4 protein-coding genes are annotated in these 21,408 nt (G+C 48.4%); 2 read left to right on the top strand and 2 right to left on the bottom strand.

The features are described from left to right. Positions 1-34: 34 nt before the first annotated feature. Both R7Z49_RS19735 and R7Z49_RS19730 read right to left on the bottom strand, forming a co-directional pair. Positions 35-388 (bottom strand): hypothetical protein, encoded by a 354-nt coding sequence (locus R7Z49_RS19735; RefSeq protein ID WP_033906832.1) that lies wholly within the window; start codon positions 386-388, stop codon positions 35-37. A gap of 432 nt (positions 389-820) precedes the next feature. Continuing rightward, on the bottom strand, positions 821-19,498 hold the full coding sequence (locus R7Z49_RS19730) for a tandem-95 repeat protein (RefSeq protein ID WP_318111945.1): 18,678 nt from the start codon (positions 19,496-19,498) through the stop codon (positions 821-823). Between the two features lie 182 nt (positions 19,499-19,680). On the opposite strand from R7Z49_RS19730, the gene R7Z49_RS19725 reads away from it, so the two are divergent. Beyond that, a complete protein-coding gene (locus tag R7Z49_RS19725) occupies positions 19,681-20,049 on the top strand; it encodes a hypothetical protein (RefSeq protein WP_031777210.1) in 369 nt (122 codons plus the stop codon). 9 nt (positions 20,050-20,058) lie between these two features. After that, entirely contained in the window at positions 20,059-21,408 is a 1,350-nt protein-coding gene (locus R7Z49_RS19720) for an HlyD family type I secretion periplasmic adaptor subunit (RefSeq protein WP_005375593.1), read from the top strand.

Here is a 21,408-nt window from a genome sequence, read left to right as displayed (position 1 = left end):
ATGTAAACCACTATTTTAAGCCTATAAATAGGGCTTATTCGAAGTATGGTATGCGCTCACTACGTAAAATCAGATAATTAACGTAAGTCGTTTCTAAGCAGTCTTGCTCCCACAACGAAAGAATCCGCTTAGTGGCGAAGTAGTAATCTTTATTACGCAGTAACACGCCCACCGTGCGACTGAGCTGCTCAAAGCGCTGTTGCTCATTAGCAGAGATGTCATTGTCCTCATTTTCAATGATGGGCGCCAATCCATCGGCAAACCAATTGTTCAGAATTTCACGCATCTCAAGTTCTGACTCCGGTACATCGATACTCGACAACTCGCGATGCTGTGGTGGCGGTACTATGTACTTTGACGCTTTTGGTGAACTGACATAACGGTACATGTCGCTCCTCCTTGTAAATGACTCTTATACCCAAGTGACTTCAAGATGCAGGATTCAGAGCGTTGTCATTGATTCGGGGTCAAGGAAAACAACGCAGCGTAATAGTCAGCTCTTTCCAAGTTGTTTGACACAGAAACCGAGTCAATGACACGCTCCCGAAGGGCGAGCTGTCTTGGTTTGTATACTTTGTTGTCGATTCTTGATTTAGACCCACTAGACCTTTAAATCGCCGCCGCGTCTACAAACCAAGCCATTCTCGCTGAACCTAACATCTCGAGGTTACTTGGGTATAAACTAGCTAAGAATACTTTTTTCAATTTCCAAGTTTTTTTCTAGAGCTCATAGAAAGAAGCCCAACAAAAAAGCCATGCAAAGTAGGCTCTGCATGGCTTTGGTTTGGGCAGCAATGACACTGCCCTCGTCTAGGACTGGTTACATTGAGCTTTGATCGAAATCGTTGCCTTGGTCAGTACCCGTTTGAGTATCCGAGTCGAAGCTGCCAGAGTCATCCGTGAAGTCAACACCTTGATCTTGACCTCCTGCACTTGTCCAGTCGCTGCCGCCAGATTCCATACCCGCCATATCTGGTTGCTGATCTTGAGCAGAACCTTGCATGGTGTATTGATCATCGACTTCAACTTCAACTGTGCCACTCGCACCTTCTACTGCGCTGCCCAATTCGTCGTAACCTTGGAATTGGATTTCGCTCGTACCTTCGTAACCTTCTGGTAGGTCAACTGATACTGGTTGGTTGAGGTTGCCACTTAATGTGAAGCTACCATCGCCATTATCCAGTGCGTTGCTTACCGATGCACCATCAGGTAGACCGGACATTTCTGCATAATCCACCGATTCGTTACCACTGACCTCATCTGGAACCGAGATAGAAATAGTATCGCCTGGTGCTGCAGTCACATCAGCTGCGCTCTCCTCTTCACTGTCTGCACCGTTTGCTGCTTGCTCTTCAGGCTGTTGCGCTTCGCCAACTTGCTGCTCTGCTGATGCTTGAGCAGTTTGGATTTGTGGCTCGTCGCTTTGCGCTGAATCGTCCGCAACTTGGATGCTCAGATTCTGAGTCAATACTTCACCATTGTCGTTGACCTGAACATCCATAGCCAAATTGCCATCGAAGTCATCGTTCGGCCAGTATGTCCACTCTTCATCACCTGATTTCGCAAAGAAACCAGCATCGTTTGCATCGGCGACATCCAACACTTCTGCAGAAGGGCTAATGCCAAGTTCATCAATCAACTGCGCTTCCGTTAGTGTTAGTGAACCATCATCAGCCAGTGCGTAGCCTTCGCTGGTTGTGGTTTCACCTTCACCTTGGATGTCGACATTGAAGAAGCTCTCAATGCGGTTTTCACCGTCAGTTGCAATGAAGCCAACTTGAACATCTCCGGTGTAGCCTTCTGCTGGTGTGAATTGGTAGTTACCTTGGTTATCGGTCTCTATCACACCTTGACCTTCCATTAGGCTCACTGACTCAATGCTCAAGCTGTCGCCTTCTGCATCGCTCAAGGTCGATAGCATGTCATCATTGGTGAACGACAAGGTGCCATCCGCTGCCATTTCTGTGGTAGAAATGCTGTCGATTTCTGGTGAAGCATTCTCTTGTGGTGCGTCTTCTTTCACGACCACGCCTGTTTGCTCATCATGAAGCACACCGTCTTTATCAATCACGTAAGCGATATCCGCTTCACCCGTAAAGCCTGGTGCTGGATTGAATGTCCATGTGCCATCACCGTTATCGACAATTTCACCTTGGCTGCGATCAGCTAGGTGAACGAATTTCACTTCATCACCCGCGTCAGCGTCCACATTCTCTGCCAATCCGATTAGGTCATCTGCGGTTAGTACAACTGGCTCACCCGCTAAGGTTTCGAAGTCACCTGAATCGATGCCATCTTCGAACTCTTCTGGCTCGTCACCATAATCCACCGTTGTTGCGGTCACGGTTACGAAGAACTCGCCATTAAAGTCAGCCGGAGGCGTCATTTGCAGGTCTGAGATATCCCACTCGTTCAAGTCGATGTATTGACCCGGTTCCGTGATGGTAACGGTGTTCACACCATCCGTAACTTCGAAGCCAACAGGGAAACCAGTCATCACTAGGTTACTTAGCGTTTCTGAATCGTCGATCAGACCGACATTCAAGCCTAGGTGACCTGTTTCGTCCTCACCGAAGACTAACGGACCATCATGGTCGGTTGTGATGACTGCGCCATCGGCAACAGGGCGAACAAACACTGGTACATCAAGTACCGTCTCAAACTCACCGTCACTTACCACAACTTGCAAGTCAGAAACCCCTGCAAAATCGCCAGTCGGTGTGAATGTCCAAGTACCGTCACCGTTGTCCGTTACCTCACCACCATATTCACCTTCTGCGGTGATAATGCGTGATACGACTAGGTTTTCAGTGTCGATATCGCCGAACAAGTTCATCAAGTCGCCAGCGTCGAAGGTGAATGCGCCATCCTCGTCGGTTGCCATAAAGGCATTACCCACATTGAATGGAGCATCGTTGACTGGGATGACATCCACATTCAACGAGCCTTCAACCACTTCTTCACCATCCGTCGCGGTGTAGCCCAGTTCCACCAAACCATTGAAGTCTTGAGTGGTCACCAAGTGGTACATACCATCTGGCTGCTGGGTTAATGTCGCGTTTGCAGGAGCACGAACCGTGATGCTTTCTACGCTGATTTCGTCACCATCAAGATCCGTAACTTGATCAGCGATGTAAGCTGGGTCAATCACCATGACCACATCTTCTTCGCCTTGCATCTGGATGGTTGGCGCTTCTGGTGCATCGTTAACCGCTTCGACGTTTAGATTGCCTTCAACCGGCGTAACTAAATCACCATCGCTGACGCCGAACGACATTGGCACATCACCATTGAAGTTCTCAGCCGGAGTGAATGACCAAGTACCATCACCGTTGTCTAGCAAGTCACCGTATTGCTCATCAATCACTAGGTCGACAGCAGACAGTTCATCGTAGGTGTTGTCGATGTCTGTCGCGTTAGCAAGCAACATGTCCTGCGTAATAAGAATGGTGGTATCTTCGGTGCCAGCAATATTCACTGGCGTTGATTGCGGCGCATCGTTAATTGGGTTCACCGTTAGGTCGACGCCCACTTCCACGCTCGCACCATCGTTATCAATCAAGTCGAAACTTAGGTCGATATCGCCATTGAAGTTCGCGTCAGGCGTAATCGTAAAGCTACCATCTTGGTTCTCAACAACGGTTGCATTGGCTACCGCGGTTAAGTTCACCGCTTCTAGATTATCGCTGTCGACGTCACCCGCTTGAGCCAGTAACTGCTCTTGACTCAATGTGATTGAACCGCCTTCATCGACGCTGTAAGCCAAGTCGCCAGATACCGGAGCATCGTTGACTGGCAATACATCAATGTTCGCGTTGGTTGTCGCAGTTGCACCGTCTTCATCAGCGACGACTACGTCTAGGCTTACGCCACCGTTGAAGTTTTCATTTGGTGCGAAGCTGTAAGTGCCATCGTCATTCGCCGTTAGAATGCCGTCACTACCACTGTAAGAGACGCTTTCTAGGCTCACGTCACCTTCCACATCACTTGATTGCGCTAGCAGTTGCTCTTCCGTGAAGATAATGACTTCGTCTTCATTGACAGAGTAACTTGTCGCACCTGCGATTGGCGGATCGTTCACCTCAAGTACCGTAATACCTGCGGTGGTTGAATCCGTCGCACCGTCTTCATCGACAACCACAACGTCAAGGCTCACTTCACCATTGAAGTTCTCGTTTGGAGAGAAGGTGTACGTACCATCACCATTGTCTTGGAAGACGCCATCGTTGCCACTGTAAGTCACACTACTGATGTCTACGTCGCCTTCAATATCCGACGAATTAGCCAGTAGTTGCTCGTCACTGATGGTGATCGAGTTGTCTTCATGTACGGTGTAAGACGTGCTGCCCGCCACAGGTGGATCGTTCTCCGGCGTCACACTCACATCAATGTTGGCAGAGGTCGTATCCGTACCGTCTGACACATCGAAAGTGAAGTTCACATCACCATTGAAGTTCTCGTTTGGAGCAAAGCTGTAGGTCCCATCACCGTTATCGGTTAGGACACCATCAGCGCCAGTGTAAGTGACACCTTCTACCGATAGGTCATCACCATCGATATCCGTTGCGCCATCAAGCAGATCTTGGTCAGTGAAGGTCAACACACCATCTTCACCAATGGTGAACGCTTGATCTTCCGGCTGCGGCAAGTCATTGACTGGGTTAACCGTTAGGTCAGCCGTTGCAACGATAGTATCGCTGCCATCATTGATATCGAACGTGATATCAATGTCGCCATTGAAGTTCGCGTCAGGCGTGATAGTAAAGCTACCATCGTCATTAGCCGTAACCGTCGCATCACCGTCAACCACTAGGTTGGAAGCGGTTAGTGCATCACCTTCTACATCCGTTGCTTGTGCCAACAATTGTTCTTGGCTTAGCGTGATTGAGTTGTCTTCGTCGACACTGTAAGCCAAGTCACCCGATACCGGAGCATCATTGATTGGCAGAACATCAATGTTTGCCGTCGTCGAAGCGGTCGCACCATCTTCGTCCACGACTACAACATCAAGATTCACTTCACCATTGAAATTTTGGTTTGGTGCAAAGCTGAACGTACCATCACCATTGTCGGTAAAGATACCTTCGCTGCCACTGTAGCTCACGCTATCTAGTACTACCTCACCTTCAATATCGGAAGAGTTTGCCAACAACTGTTCTGCGCTGATGGTGATAACTTCATCTTCATCAATGGTGTAACTGGTTGTGCCTGCGATTGGTGGATCGTTCACCTCAAGAACGGTAATACCCGCTGTTGTTGTATCAACCGCGCCGTCCTCGTCAACCACGACAACATCAAGGCTAACATCGCCTGTAAAGTTTTCGTTTGGAGAGAAGGTGTAAGTACCATCGCCATTAATTTCTAGCACACCGTCGTTACCGCTGTAACTCACGCTGCTGATCGCAACATCACCCTCGATATCAGACGAATTAGCCAGTAGTTGCTCGTCACTGATGGTGATCGAGTTATCTTCATGCACTGTGTAAGACGTGCTGCCTGCCACTGGTGGATCATTCTCTGGCGTCACACTCACATCGATATTCGCGGTCACGGTGTCCGTGCCATCGGAAACATCGAAGGTAAAGTTTACGTCGCCATTGAAGTTCTCGTTTGGTGCGAAGCTGTACGTGCCATCGCCATTGTCGGTTAGGACACCGTCTGCACCTGTGTAAGTCACGCCTTCAACGGTTAGGTTGTCACCTTCTACATCCGTCGCGCCTGTTAATAGGTCTGCATCTGTGAAGGTAAGAATACCATCCTCACCCACGGTGAACGCTTGATCTTGTGGCTCTGGAGCATCATTGACTGGTGTTACTGTTAAGTCGAGGCCAGCAGCAACCACTTCTTCCCCGTCAGTCACATCGTAGGTGAACTCGATGTCACCGTAGAAGTTCTCGCTCGGAGTAATGGTGAAGCTGCCATCCTCATTCATTTCAACCGTTGCATTTTCATCATTGGTGCTCAGGTTGATTGCACTTAAGTCATCGCCATCGATATCAACAGCGTGCTCCAGTAACTGCTCTTGAGTTAGCGTAATGCTATTGTCTTCGGCAGTGACTGCGCTGATATCACCCGTCACTTCTGGTGCATCATTGGTTGGCGAGATATGAATCGTCACATCTTGCGTTGCTGTTGCCGTGGTTCCGGTATCCACATCTGTAGAGGTTGCATTCACGGTTAGCGTCACATCGCCATTGAAGTCCGCAGAAGGAATAAACTCTAGCCCTTCTAGCTCGCCCGGTTGTAGTGACCAAGTGCCGTCACCATTATCGACACCCGCTGATAGCGCGCTGCCTTCTGGCACATCTTCAATCAAGATAGAGAGGTTTTCTGAACCATCGGTATCGGTTAACGCTGCATCGATATCAAGCGGCACTGGTGTATCTTCGGTGCCAATGATTTGGTAATCCGCGTCCGCTACCGTGATTTCAATGTTGTCGATGCCGAATGACTCGTCAGGAATACTTTGGTTTAGCGTAGAACCAAAGCCTAACTGAAGCTGACCGTCTTCCACCGGAACGGTTAAGTTCACTTGGTGTGCTTGGTCGTTCCAACCACTGAAGCCTTCACGTTGAGAGGCTCCGTGGATCACTTCACCCACTTCATTACCATCTGAGTCGTAAAGCGTTGTCGTACCATCTTGAGTACGGAACGCGGAGTTCTCCAAGGTGGTTAGCTGTTCGCCGCCGACAAAGATTTGGAACGACTCGCCATCCCAAGAATCGATTTCGTAGAAGCTAAACGAGATATTCACTTCATTGACATCGCTTGGGATATCGTAGGTTTTGCTGACCGCTTCATCACCGCCAGTGCCACCAATACGACCCAGCATGTCGCCTGTTTCGAAACCTTGTGAACTTTCAGTATTCGCGTTCCAACCGTTCGAGCCAGACTCGAAGTTATCAGAGGCAATTACCAAGTCCGAAGCAATCGACAACTCTGGCATATCAACCACAGATTGAACATCAATGTTCGCTTCTGCAGGAACCGTTACGGTGCCATCGTTGACATCAAACGTCACGTTGACGTTGCCATCGAAGTTTTCATTCGGAGCGAAGGTGTACGTGCCGTCACCGTTATCAACCAAAGTACCGCTGTCAGAAGCAACGTTTTCAACCGTTAGGTTATCACCATCGATATCACCTGCATTTTGCAGCAGTTGCTCTTCGGTGAAGGTGAAGCTGGTGTCTTCTTGCGTAACAAACTGTGGCTGACCAACCGTTGGCAAGTCATTCACTGGGTTCACAGTCAGATCGGCAGTGGCTTGAATGGTCGCATCGCCGTCTGTAATGTCGAAGCTCAGATCAATGTCGCCATTGAAGTCCGCATCCGGTGTGATAGTGAAGCTGCCGTCATTATTCGCAACAACGGTCGCATTGCCGTCAACAGTGAGGTTGGATGCAGTTAGGTCATCGCCATCCACGTCGCCGGCTTGAGCAAGAAGCTGCTCTTGGCTTAGCGTGATAGAACCGTCTTCATCCACGCTGTATGCCAAATCACCTGATACTGGCGCATCATTGATTGGCAATACATCGATGCTTGCATTGGTTGACGCAGTTGCACCGTCTTCATCAACAACGACAACATTTAGGCTAACATCACCGTTGAAGTTTTCGTTTGGTGCGAAGCTGAATGTACCGTCGCCGTTGTCAGTAAAGATACCGTCGGAGCCGCTGTAGCTGACGCTATCAATCGCGACATCACCTTCAACGTCAGAAGCATTCGCCAATAGCTGCTCAGAGCTAATGGTGATGACTTCATCTTCGTTAACGGAGTAGCTGGTCGCGCCTGCGATTGGTGGGTCGTTCACCTCAAGAACAGTAATGTCAGCGGTGGTTGAGTCCGTCGCACCGTCTTCATCTACCACGACAACATCTAGGCTCACTTCACCATTGAAGTTCTCGTTTGGCGAGAAGGTGTACGTACCGTCACCATTGTCTTGGAACACACCATCTGTGCCGCTGTAGCTAACGCTATCAACTGCGACATCTCCTTCGACGTCTGATGAATTCGCCAGTAACTGCTCGTCACTAATGGTGATCGAGTTGTCTTCATGCACTGTGTAAGAGGTGCTGCCCGCAACCGGTGGATCGTTCTCAGGTGTGACTGTCACATCGATATTCGCGGTCACGGTATCCGTACCATCGGAAACATCGAAGGTAAAACTCACGTCGCCATTGAAGTTTTCGTTTGGAGCGAAGCTGTAAGTGCCGTCACCGTTGTCGGTTAGGACACCATCTGCGCCAGTGTAGCTCACACCTTCAACCGATAGGTCATCACCATCGATGTCCGTTGCACCATCCAACAGGTCTTGATCCGTGAAGGTCAACACGCCATCTTCACCAATGGTGAACGCTTGATCTTCTGGCTGCGGCAAATCATTAACTGGGTTAACAGTAAGGTCCGCCGTTGCAACAATAGTGTCGCTGCCATCATTGATGTCGAACGTGATATCAATGTCGCCATTGAAGTTCGCATCTGGCGTGATAGTGAAGCTACCATCGTCGTTTGCCGTAACCGTTGCATCACCGTCAACCACTAAGTTAGTCGCGGTTAGCGCGTCCCCTTCTACATCCGATGCTTGAGCAAGAAGCTGCTCTTGGCTAAGCGTAATTGAATTGTCTTCATCGACACTGTAAGCCAAGTTGCCCGATACTGGCGCATCGTTGATTGGCAATACATCGATGTTTGCATTAGTTGACGCAGTTGCACCGTCTTCATCAACAACCACAACATCTAGGCTAACATCGCCATCAAAGTTGGCGTTTGGTGCGAAGCTGAATGTGCCGTCACCGTTATCGGTAAAGATACCGTCGGAGCCGCTGTAGCTGACGCTATCAATCGCAACTTCACCTTCAACGTCAGAAGCATTTGCCAATAGCTGTTCAGAGCTAATGGTGATAACTTCGTCTTCGTTCACTGAGTAGCTGGTCGCGCCTGCAATTGGTGGATCGTTCACCTCAAGTACTGTAATACCTGCGGTAGTCGAATCCGTCGCACCATCTTCATCGACCACGACAACATCTAGGCTCACTTCGCCATTGAAGTTCTCGTTTGGCGAGAAGGTGTACGTACCGTCACCATTGTCTTGGAACACACCATCTGTGCCGCTGTAGCTAACGCTATCAACCGCGACATCTCCTTCGACGTCTGATGAATTCGCCAGTAACTGCTCGTCACTGATGGTGATCGAGTTGTCTTCATGCACTGTGTAAGACGTGCTGCCTGCCACCGGTGGATCGTTCTCTGGAGTGACTGTCACATCGATATTCGCGGTCACGGTATCCGTGCCGTCAGAAACATCGAAGGTAAAGTTCACGTCGCCATTGAAGTTCTCGTTTGGCGCGAAGCTGTAAGTGCCATCGCCATTGTCAGTTAGGACACCATCTGCGCCTGTGTAAGTGACGCCTTCAATCGAGAGGTCATCGCCATCGATGTCCGTTGCACCATCCAATAGGTCTTGATCAGTGAAGGTCAACACGCCATCTTCACCAATGGTGAACGCTTGATCTTCTGGCTGCGGCAAATCATTAACTGGGTTAACGGTTAGGTCCGCTGTTGCAACAATAGTATCGCTGCCGTCGTTGATATCGAACGTGATATCAATGTCGCCATTAAAGTTCGCATCTGGCGTGATAGTGAAGCTACCATCGTCGTTTGCCGTAACCGTTGCATCGCCATCAACCACTAGATTAGATGCGGTTAATGCGTCGCCTTCTACATCCGATGCTTGAGCAAGAAGCTGCTCTTGACTCAACGTGATTGAGTTGTCTTCGTCGACGCTGTAAGCCAAGTTGCCCGATACTGGTGCATCATTGATTGGTAAGACATCGACTGTGATGTAAGTATCGACCTCTGCACCGTCTTCATCACGAATGGTCACATCCAACTGCACTTGACCATTGAAGTTTTCATTCGGTGCAAAGCTACAAGTACCATCGCCGTTTACTGAGAAGATACCATCTGGACCGTCGTAGCTGATGCCTACTAGCTCAACATCCCCTTCAACATCCGAAGCATTCAGTAGCACTTGCGATTCACTAAAGGTTAGAACTTGGTCTTCATCGATAGTGTATGCAGTAGGACCTGCGATTGGTGGGTCATTTACCTCAATCACAGTAATGCCAGCAGTGGTAGAGTCCGTTGCACCTTCTTCATCGACAACGACAACATCTAGGCTCACCTCGCCACTGAAGTTCTCGTTTGGTGAGAAGGTGTAAGTACCATCACCGTTGATTTCCAGGACACCATCGTTACCGCTGTAGCTCACGCTATCAATCAACACATCGCCTTCAATATCCGATGAGTTCGCTAATAGCTGCTCGTCACTGATGGTAATCGAATTGTCTTCATGAACGGTGTAAGCCGTACTGCCTGCCACCGGTGGATCGTTCTCTGGCGTAACTGTTACATCGATATTTGCCGTCACGGTATCCGTGCCATCGGAAACATCGAAAGTGAAGTTCACGTCGCCATTGAAGTTCTCGTTTGGTGCGAAACTGTAGGTGCCATCACCATTGTCAGTAAGAACACCGTCTGCGCCTGTGTAAGTGACGCCCTCAACAGATAGGTCATCCCCTTCAATGTCGGTAGCGCCTGTTAGCAGATCCGCATCAGTAAAGGTCAGCACACCATCTTCACCAACAGTGAACGCTTGATCTTGTGGTTCAGGCGCATCATTAACTGGTGACACCAATAACTCAAGGTTGGTTGAGACAACATCATCGCCGTCAGACACATCGAACGTAAAGGTGATATAACCATTAAAGTCCGCATCTGGCGTTAAGGTGTAAGTACCGTCGCCATTGTCTGTAATGGTGATGTTTTCATCATCCGTTGCCAAGTTCAGTGCTGTCAGTTGGTCTCCATCCAAGTCACGCGCATTAGCGAGTAAATCTTCTTGCGTAATTAGGATCGAACCATCTTCTTCAACCATCGCTGAAACAGGCAATGCTTCAGGCGCATGTTCAATGTGGGCACCTGTTGCATTGACGTAGATGGTTTGAGAAACGGTTTCAGAATCATTATTTGATAGCTCTGTTGCCGTTGCCGTTACATTGATTTCTAGCTGTTGGTTAAAGTCTTCTGGCAATTGAATCTGTAGCTCTTGTTCAATTGCTGTGGTTGGAAGCGTTACAGAACCATCTGGACCGACTGTCACTTCACCGCTGTAGATCTGGCTGTTCACTTCACCGACATCAATGGTGAAGTTGAAGTCGGTGTAATCGGCATCGCCGCCACCGTAGAGATCTTCAAAGCCGTAAACCAGTTCACCGTCTTCGTTCACAGTAGTTCGGGTATGTTCAATACCATCTTGGTTCAGCTCTGAGCTTGAACCACCATGGAAGACAGCATCACCGAATTGGCTTTGAATCACGGTTTCAGAACCATCAGCGCCAACAAACACGAGTTGTGGGTCAACTGTATCCATGTTCGCAGGAGAGCCATCTGCTGCACGGAACTCGTACTGACCATCTTGCATGGACGCAAAGTCATTGAAGTTATGACCGTTAGGAATCAAGAATAGGTTGAAGCTTTCCCCTTCCGAGATTTGGAAGCTGAACTGATCTTGTCCCGGAACGAGGTCACCGCCGCCGCCAACTTGAGAGGCGTTTTCGTACACCACTTCAACGCCCGTGATGTTGCCATCTTCATCGACTTTGTAGTAACCCGCTGTATTTTGGTAACCCGCGGTTTCACCTTCAAACGTAACCGTGATTTCAGTATCGTTGAAACTGGTGATACCGTTGTCTTGATCGTTAAGTACCCCTTCGTTGTCGTAGCTGATCACCGAACCTTCAGGAACACCATCAACGGTCACAGTCAGCGTTTCTGACAAGTCTTGGTCAACCAATGCTGCGGCGATGTTCACTTCAACAATACCGCCTGGCTCAACCAAGATCGCTTGGTCATCCACGTTTCGACCATCGCCATCAGTGATGACTAGGTCTGGCGCATCTGCCACGGCTTCGATATGGACATTAATGTCTTGCTCAACTTCATCAGTACCGTCAGAAACCGTAAAGCTGAACTGCAAGTCACCACTGAAGTGCTCTTCTGGTACGAAGCTAAATGTACCGTCACCGTTGTCCGTTACAGTACCCTCATCACCCGAGTAGTTAATGCTGGTAACGGTGAGGTCATCACCATCAATATCAATCGCGCCACTTAGAAGATCTTCTTGCGTGAACAGGATGCTGCCATCCTCTTCAATGTGGTACATGCCAGGCGCAACAATTGGAATGTCATTGACTGGGTTCACCGTCAACGTCATTTCATTGGCAACACTCAATTCACCGTCGCTTACTTCATAAGTAAACTCTATGTCTCCATTGAAGTGCTGTGAAGGCGTAACGGTAAAGGTGCCGTCACCGTTATCCACGATAGAGGCATTCGGATCATTGGTTTCTAGTGCCGTTGCGTATAGGTCATCACCATCTTGATCGCTGGCGTTTTCAAGCAGCATTTCTTGTGTCACGAGGATAGAACCATCCTCGTCCACGTCTGCCACGATTGGTGCTGCTTCTGGTGCGTCGTTGACGAACTCAACTTTCAAGTCGATGTTTGCCGCCACCACATCGGTGCCATCACTCACATCAAACGTGAGGTCAACATTACCAAAGAAGCCCTGCTCTGGCGTTAACGTGTAGGTGCCATCGCCATTGTCTGTCACTTGAACCGTATCGCTTGAGCTCGTCACGTTCACAACAGATAAGTCATCGCCTTCGATGTCCGTCGCTTGAGCCAGCAGCTCTGCTTCAGTAATCGTGATGGCTTCACCGTCTTCTGTGGTGAAGGACAAATCAGGTACATCTGGCAGGTCGTTCACTGGGTTAACAGTGAGGTTTAGATCCGCGGCGACGGTTTCGATCGCGTCAGTTACGTCATAAGTAAATTCGATTTCACCAAAGAAGTTTTCACTAGGCGTAATCGTGAAGCTACCATCAGCGTTCTCAACGATGGTTGCATTAGGATCGTTGGTCGACAGGTTCACCGCTTCAAGGTTGTCACCATCCACGTCCGTCGCGTTCGCTAACAAGTCTTCTTGAGTGATGGTAATTGAGCCATCTTCATCAACGACCGCATCAACAGGACCGCTGACCTCTGGACCTTCGTTGACGATCTCAACATCGATCTTCGCAGTGCTTGGTGCACTTGCTTGACCGTCGCTGATATCGAAGGTCAGGTTCACTTCACCGTAGAAGTTCGAAGTTGGCTCGAAGGTAAAGGTGTTGTCGCCGTTGTCTGTCAACGTACCTTGTGACTGGTCAACAAGCAGTAGATTCTCGATATGAAGAATGTCGCCATCCACATCGGTCGCACCTGATAACAGGTCTTTTGCTTCGATGATGATGGTGCCGTTTTCTAGCATTTGAGTATGCAGCGGTGCACCAGGAACTGGCACATCGTTGACCGGAATAACGGTCAGATCTAGATGGGTATCGACTTCATCGGTGCCATCGAAGACTTTGTAATCGATATCGACTTCACCATTGAAGTTTTCATTCGGCATAAAGGTGTAAGTGCCGTCGCCATTGTCGACAAGCTCACCGTTATCACCGCTGTAAGAGATATCAGAGATAGACAGCGCATCGCCTTCCACATCACTTGCATTGGCAAGCAGATCGTCCGCGCTAAACGTAATGCCCACATCCTCATCAGTCGACAACACAATCGGACCAGAAACGATTGGCGCATCGTTTACTGCTTCGAAGTTGATGTTGATGATGTTGTCGTCAGTGAGTTCACCATCCGTAACTTGGTAACCCAGCTCAATCTCACCGTAGAAGTTCTCATCTGGTGTGACTGTCCATGTACCATCGCCGTTGTCAGTTAACGTAGCGTGCTCCGCGTTATCCCCCACCAGCTCTAGGTTTTGAATATCAAGAACATCGCTATCGATATCACTCGCTTGTGCGAGAAGCTGCTCTTCTGTGATAACCACAGAGGCAAACTGCGTAGAACCTTCGGTATCGATGGTCACATTTGGCAAGTCAGCGGTCAGTTCGATTTCACTGTCACCTTCTCGGATATTCAGTTCTACCGTCTCCGTGATTTCCGTGCCGTCCACGCCAATAGATGTGAACACTGCTTCATCATGACAAGTTTGCGATACCGTCATGTTTTGAACCACGTAAGTACCGTTACCTTGAATTGTTCCTAGCTCAAAGTAAGACACTGGCTCGTTCACCGTTAGGGTGTAATCCGTCTCATAGCTACCACGATCTTCTTTGTGGTAAGTCATCGAGTCGATCAAGTCACCATCGGAGTTGAATGCACGAATTTCGACTTCGGTAAAGTGGCGAGACTCTTCCATAAACCAGCCACCTAGACCGTCTAGGTGGAAGCTGATTTCGTTGATGTCTTGACCTTCAACGCTCACAGTCAGTTTTTCATCACCACTCAAGCCTTGACGGTCAGTATCACCAATACCGTGACCGATGTGTGTTTTACCATTCCACGCACCGAGTGGGTCATCATTACTTTGAACGGTAACTTTCAAATCACCATCAACAAACTCACGTGTGTAAGGGTCAACAGCAGTACCCCAATCATCGAGGCTAGCGTTGTCATCAAAGGTACCAATTTGACTCGTGTGCGTACCGTTTGCCAATGCGTCATCATTTGGAATGAAGCGCACTTCCGTATCTGCAGGCACCTCCTGCCCGACTTCTAGCTGTACCCATTCGTCATTTAGATTTGCTTCAATGATGCCGTTTTCAGGGGCTTGGTCGAGACGTAACGCAGGCTCTTCACGCAGAGAAACACCCACGGTTTGATCTTCTTCTGCTTGAATAAAGATCTCGTCGCCCGCTTCTGGCGCATCGTTGACAGGATTAACGGTCAGATCCAACGTGGTCAGAACATCATTTTCGCCATCGCTGATGTTGTAAGTGAAGTCCAACTCACCGTTAAAGTTTTCCGTATGCGTAATGGTGAAAGAACCATCATCGTTGGCTACGATCGTCGCATCTGGGTCATTGGTTTGTAGATTGCTGGCAACAAGGTCATCACCTTCAATGTCTGTCGCATTCGCAAGCAACTGTTCTTGCGTGATGGTGATGGCATTATCTTCATCCACTTCAGCTTGAATGCCTGACGTTTCTGGTGCGTCATTCATCGCGATAACATCGATGCCTGCGGTTGTTGTATCCGTTGCACCATCTTGGTCAATAACCGTAACGTCGAGCGAAATGTTACCGTCAAAGTTCTCATTTGGCGTAAAGGTATATGTGCCGTCGCCATTGTCCACGAAGCTACCGTCGTTACCAGAGTAGCTAACATTCGCCAAGGCTACGTCGCCTTCCACATCAGAAGAGTTGGCTAACAACTGCTCGTCACTAATGGTGATTTGACCATCTTCTTGAACCGTGTAAGACGTAGAACCTGCCACCGGTGGATCGTTCACTGGTGTCACGCTGACATCAATGAATGCTGGTGTTGAACCTGTGCCGTCAGACACATCGAATGTGAACTGAACATCACCGTTGAAGTTCTCATTCGGCGCGAAGCTGTAAGTGCCATCACCATTATCGGTAAGCACGCCGTCCGCACCTGTGTAGAGAACATTTTCGATAGACAGATCATCGCCGTCAATATCCGATGCGCCTTCCAATAGGTCTGCATCCGTGAAAAGCAAGGTGCCGTCTTCTTCTACCGTGAACTGTTGATCTTGCGCTTGTGGCAAGTCATTCACAGGATTAACCGTAATATCCAGACCAACTTGTACCGAGCCGCCATCGTTATCAATGATATCGAAGGTCAGATCTAGGTCACCGTTGTAGTTTTCATCCGGTGTGATGGTGTAGCTGCCATCATCGTTGTATTGAATCGTCGCGTTGTCATCTGTCGATAGATTGATGGCTTCAAGGTTCTCGCTATCAATATCGCCCGCTTTGGCAAGCAGCTGCTCTTGGCTTAGCGTGATTGAGCTGTCTTCGTTGATGGTGTAAGCCAAATCACCCGATACTGGTGGATCGTTGATTGGCAATACGTCGACATTGATGTGCGTATCAACGGTTGCCCCATTTTCATCTTGAATGGTCACATCCAACTGAACTTGACCATTGAAGTTCTCGTTTGGTGCAAAGCTGCAAGTACCATCACCATTGACGGTAAAGATACCATCCGAGCCTTCATAGCTGATGCCAACAAGCTCTACATCGCCCTCAATATCAGATGCGTTGGCAAGAATTTGTGACTCACTGAATGTCAGTACTGAATCTTCATCAATCGTGTAAGACGTTGGACCGGCAACTGGAGGATCATTCACTTCAATGACGGTAATGCCTGCGGTCGTTTCGTCAATCGCACCTTGCTCATCCGCCACAATCACATCAAGGCTGATATCACCACTGAAGTTCTCATTCGGCATGAAGGTGTAAGTACCGTCACCGTTGTCTTGGAATACGCCATCGGTGCCTGAATAGGTCACGCTATCGATGGACACCGCGCCTTCCACATCCGAAGAGTTAGCCAGAAGCTGCTCGTCGGAAATCGTAATCGCATTATCTTCATCAACCGTGTAAGACGTTGAACCCGCAACCGGAGGATCGTTCACTGGAGTGACGCTCACATCCACATTGGCAGGTACGGTCTCAGTGCCGTCAGAAACACCAAAGCTAAAGCTGACATCGCCGTTGAAGTTTTCGTTTGGTGCAAAGGTGTAAGTACCATCGCCGTGGTCAGTCAGCACACCATCGCTGCCTGTGTAGCTAATGCCATCAACCGTTAAGTTATCGCCATCGATGTCGGTCGCCCCTGCAAGCAGGTCTGCGTCAGTAAACTGAAGCGTGCCGTCTTCTTCAACACTAAACTGCTGGTCTTGAGGAACAGGAAGATCATTAACCGGATTAACCGTTAGATCTGCCGTTGCTTGGATAGTGTCTGTGCCGTCCGTAATGTTGAATTGGATATCAATGTCACCATTAAAGTCCGCATCTGGTGTAATCGTGAAGCTGCCATCATCGTTCGCTGTAACGGTTGCGTTTCCATCCACCGTCAAATCACTAGCAGTCAGGTCATCGCCCTCAATATCAGACGCTTGAGAAAGAAGTTGCTCTTGGCTGAGTGTAATCGCACCGTCTTCATCAACACTGTAAGCCAAATCACCCGATACTGGCGCATCATTGATTGGCAATACATTCACATTGATGACGGTATCAACTTCTGCTCCATCTTCATCTCGAATGGTGACATCAAGTTGAACTTGTCCGTTAAAGTTCTCGTTTGGCGCGAAGCTGCACGTGCCATCATCGTTAACGGTGAAAATGCCATCCGGCCCATCGTAACTAATGCCAACAAGCTCTACATCGCCTTCCACATCAGAGGCATTCAACAGCACTTGCGACTCACTAAACGTCAGAACTGAATCTTCATCAATAGTGTAAGAAGTTGGTCCAGCGACTGGTGGATCGTTCACTTCCAGTACTGTAATGCCAGCAGTGGTGACATCCGTTGCGCCTTCTTCATCAGCGACGACAACATCAAGCGTCACTTCACCATTAAAGTTTTCATTTGGAGAGAAGGTGTACGTACCGTCACCATTGATTTGCAACACACCATCGCTGCCAGAGTAGCTCACGCTATCAATCGATACATCCCCTTCTAAATCCGAAGAGTTTGCCAACAGTTGCGCGTCAGAAATGGTAATAGAGTTGTCTTCGTGAACCGTGTAAGACGTTGAACCAGCCACAGGAGGATCATTCACCGGCGTAACGCTCACATCCACATTCGCTGAAACTGTATCTGTGCCATCAGATACGTCGAAGCTGAAGTTTACATCACCGTTGAAGTTCTCATTTGGCGCAAAGCTATACGTGCCATCGCCATTGTCAGTTAGAACGCCGTCGGTTCCTTCGTAGCTGATTCCCGTTACAGAAAGGTCATCGCCTTCAATGTCGGTCGCACCTGCAAGCAGATCCGCATCGGTAAATTGTAGCGTGCCGTCCTCTTCCACACTGAATTGTTGGTCTTGAGGAACAGGCAGATCGTTGATTGGATTAACGGTTAGGTCAGCGGTTGCTTGAACGGTATTCGTGCCATCTGAAATATCAAAGCTAATGTCGATATCACCGTTGAAATCTGCGTCCGGCGTGATGGTGAAGCTACCATCGTCATTTTGAGTCACCGTCGCGTTGCCATCTACCGAAAGGTTAGAAGCCGTCAGTGCATCGCCTTCCACGTCAGAAGCTTGCGACAACAACTGTTCTTGGCTCAAACGAATCGAGCCATCTTCATCCACTGAGTAAGCAAGATTGCCAGATACTGGCGCATCATCAACTGGCGTAACGTTAACATCAATGTTGGCAGAAACCGTATCTGTGCCATCGGACACATCAAAGCTAAAGTTCACATCGCCATTGAAGTTTTCATTTGGCGCAAAAGTGTAGGTCCCATTACCGTTGTCGGTCAGGATGCCGTCACCACCGTCGTAGCTTACGCCCTCAACCGTTAGGTTATCGCCTTCAATATCCGTTGCACCACTGAGCAGGTCTGCGTCCGTAAAGATCAGCGTGCCATCCTCTTCAATCTCAAAGGTTTTATCTTCAGGCACTGGTGCGTCATTGATTGGACGAACAGTTAAATCAATCGAGCTAGAAATGGTTTCTTGACCATCACTGATATCAAACGTTAAGCCGAGTTCACCATTAAAATCAGTATCAGGTGTGACGGTATAAGTGCCATCACCATTATCCACAACGGATGCATTAGCACCCACTTGCACGTTGAATGCGGCAAGATCATCGCCATCAACATCACTCGCGTACCCGAGAAGTTGTTCTTGCGTGAAGGTAATGGTGCCATCTTCATCCATGATGTATGCCAGATCTTGCCCTACTTCTGGCGCGTCATTTTCACCTTCGACTTTAATTTGGAACGTTTCGCTCGTAGTTTCGGAGTCGAAATCGTCTTCTACTTGCGTCGTGGTTTCTTCGCTGGTGTCTTGTACATCCACCGCGAAGCTCTCTTCAGTGGTTTCTGAATCTAGCTCGTCACCACCTTGAGAACCTTCAGAGTCTGAAGAAGCACTTGGCGCAGATGAAGTTTGTACCGCTTGTCCTTGCGCTTCATTGCCTTCTGCGTCCGAACCACCTTCAGAGCCAGAGGCATCACCACCACCGACCGCTTGGGCACCCGCCCCAGAATCCGAACCACCGCTGCCCAGAGCCTCGTCACCTGATTCTCCGCTAGAAGCTACACTATCAACAACATTGGATTGTGCAGCGTCAGAGTCGCTGCTACTTTCAGTATCCTCTTCTTGAACTGCGCCACCCGAGCTCACTGCTTCTTCTTCCGTACCCGCGCCACTAGGATTTTCTTCCATCGCACGATTGGCTTCATCAACAGCATCTGCGCTTTCAGCACCGGTCGCTACAGTCGAAGAGACGGTCGACTGCTGTTTTTCTTCTTTTGTCCCCGTATCCTTCGTTTCTGTTTGCTCTACCGCATCGTTAAGCTTTTCATTGTCTTTTTCTTGATTAGTGTCGCCTGCCATTACAGCCTCCGTTGCTTTTAGCTAACTGATCGTATTTAGAGGCAGTAAAGGACACCATTTTTAGAAACCAACTTTTTTATACAACTTTTTTCATACCTTTCGAGTTCCATAAAAACAAAAAAATTTGAAAACCCAGTATAAAGATCCTTACTTGTTGTCATTAAAGCAATTAGTGCGGTGGGATAATGATAAATATGACAAATCTGTTGCGCTCAGTCGACAACAGCCATAAAGGGCTGCAATTGCTATTAGGCGATTTTTACCAAGATTTCAGTGACGCAGGGATTGATATTGAGATGCTGCATAAACAAAACCGTTTTGAAGCACTCAGATGTTATTCAAAAAGACTAAAGACCATTCTCGTCTTGTTATGTGATGACGACTTACCACCAAAATTGGCAAAGCTTGAACACTTAAACAAACACCATTTCCCTGCTCCTAATGAATTGATCGAGGATGTTAAAACCGAGCTTAACAACGTAAACAAACAAATTAGCCAGCTGTTAAAAATCGAAAATTCAATCGATAGCCGCACAGGTAGTGAATCGTAGGGGTGGCTCATGAGCAATAAGCAAATAGAACATCACCTCAAAAAGGCGCTCGTTTCGAACAACGAAGCTTCGAAGGTAACAACAGACGATACAATCGTGCTAGCCAGTGCAATGACCAGCGTACACAAAACCTTGCTGGTTATCTTTTTGCTTTCCATGGTGGCTATCGCCGTGGCATCTCAGGCTCGTATCGACATTGTGGTGTCGGTGCGCGGTGAGCTATTGCTCGAATCTGACATCGAAAAAGTGCAACACCTTGAAGGCGGTATTCTAGAAGAAATGCTAGTGCGCAAAGGCGAAGTAGTTTACGAAGGTCAGCCTATTGCACGCCTTCGCTCTCTGGATAGAAACACTCAACTCGATACGGTAAACACAGAGATCATTCAGCTTGAGCTAGACAAGATTCGTTACGAAAGCCTGCGCGATATGGTGGAACCCGATTTTTCTGCCTACATCGAAAAGTACCCAGAATTAGTGCAAGTCAACATGAATACCTGGCAGCAAGAATTTTCTAAAAACCGTTCCAATGAAGAGTTGATCACTCACGATATCCAACATAAGAATTCGCTTATTGATTCAATGCTCAAGCGCCGTAAAAGCTCCGAGAACCAGCTCTCCTTGATACGCAAGCAGCTCAATATTAAGAACACCTTGTACAAAGAGGAAATGGCGTCTTACGTCGATGTTCTGAATATGCAGGTTCAAGAGTCAAACATGGTGCGTGAGATTGAAAACCTTGATGAGTCGGTCATGAATGAGCGCTTCCAACTCGACAAACTAGAGAAGCAGTACCGAGACTTGGTGGAGAATCGTAATGCCGAGTATCAAGCACAAATCATTCAAGCAAACAAGGACTTAAAGTTGAAACGTATATTACGTCCTCAACACTCAGATAAAGTGGATCGCCTCGTGGTTTACGCCCCTATTGACGGTGTAGTAGATAAAGTGCACTTCAATTTCCGCTCCGCTGTGATACCGCCAGGTGAAAGCATCGCGGACATTGCACCGATCAATAACGCCCTTCACGGAGAGGCGAAGATCCCGCGTAAAGACATGGGTTTTGTAGAAATCGGACAAGCGGTCAAAGTGAAGATGGATACCTACAACTTTGCCAAATACGGATTTTTGGAAGGTCGAATTGCATCGATCAGCCGTTCTTCTTATGAAGAAGAAGACGCTGAATTCTATCTCGCGGAAATCCAAATCAGTCAAAACTATCTAGAGCGCGGAGGCACACAATACAAGCTGTCCCCTTATATGGAGTTTACCGCAGACGTGAAAACAGGTTCACGCCGGGTGATCGAATACGCAGCGAAGCCGGTTATGTCGGCTATCGAAGACGCATTCGATGAGAGGTGA

Origin of the sequence: Vibrio sp. 1562 (assembly GCF_033340155.1) — a bacterium.
Taxonomy (GTDB): Bacteria; Pseudomonadota; Gammaproteobacteria; order Enterobacterales; family Vibrionaceae; genus Vibrio; species Vibrio alginolyticus.
This window is presented reverse-complemented; position numbering and strand designations above follow the sequence as displayed.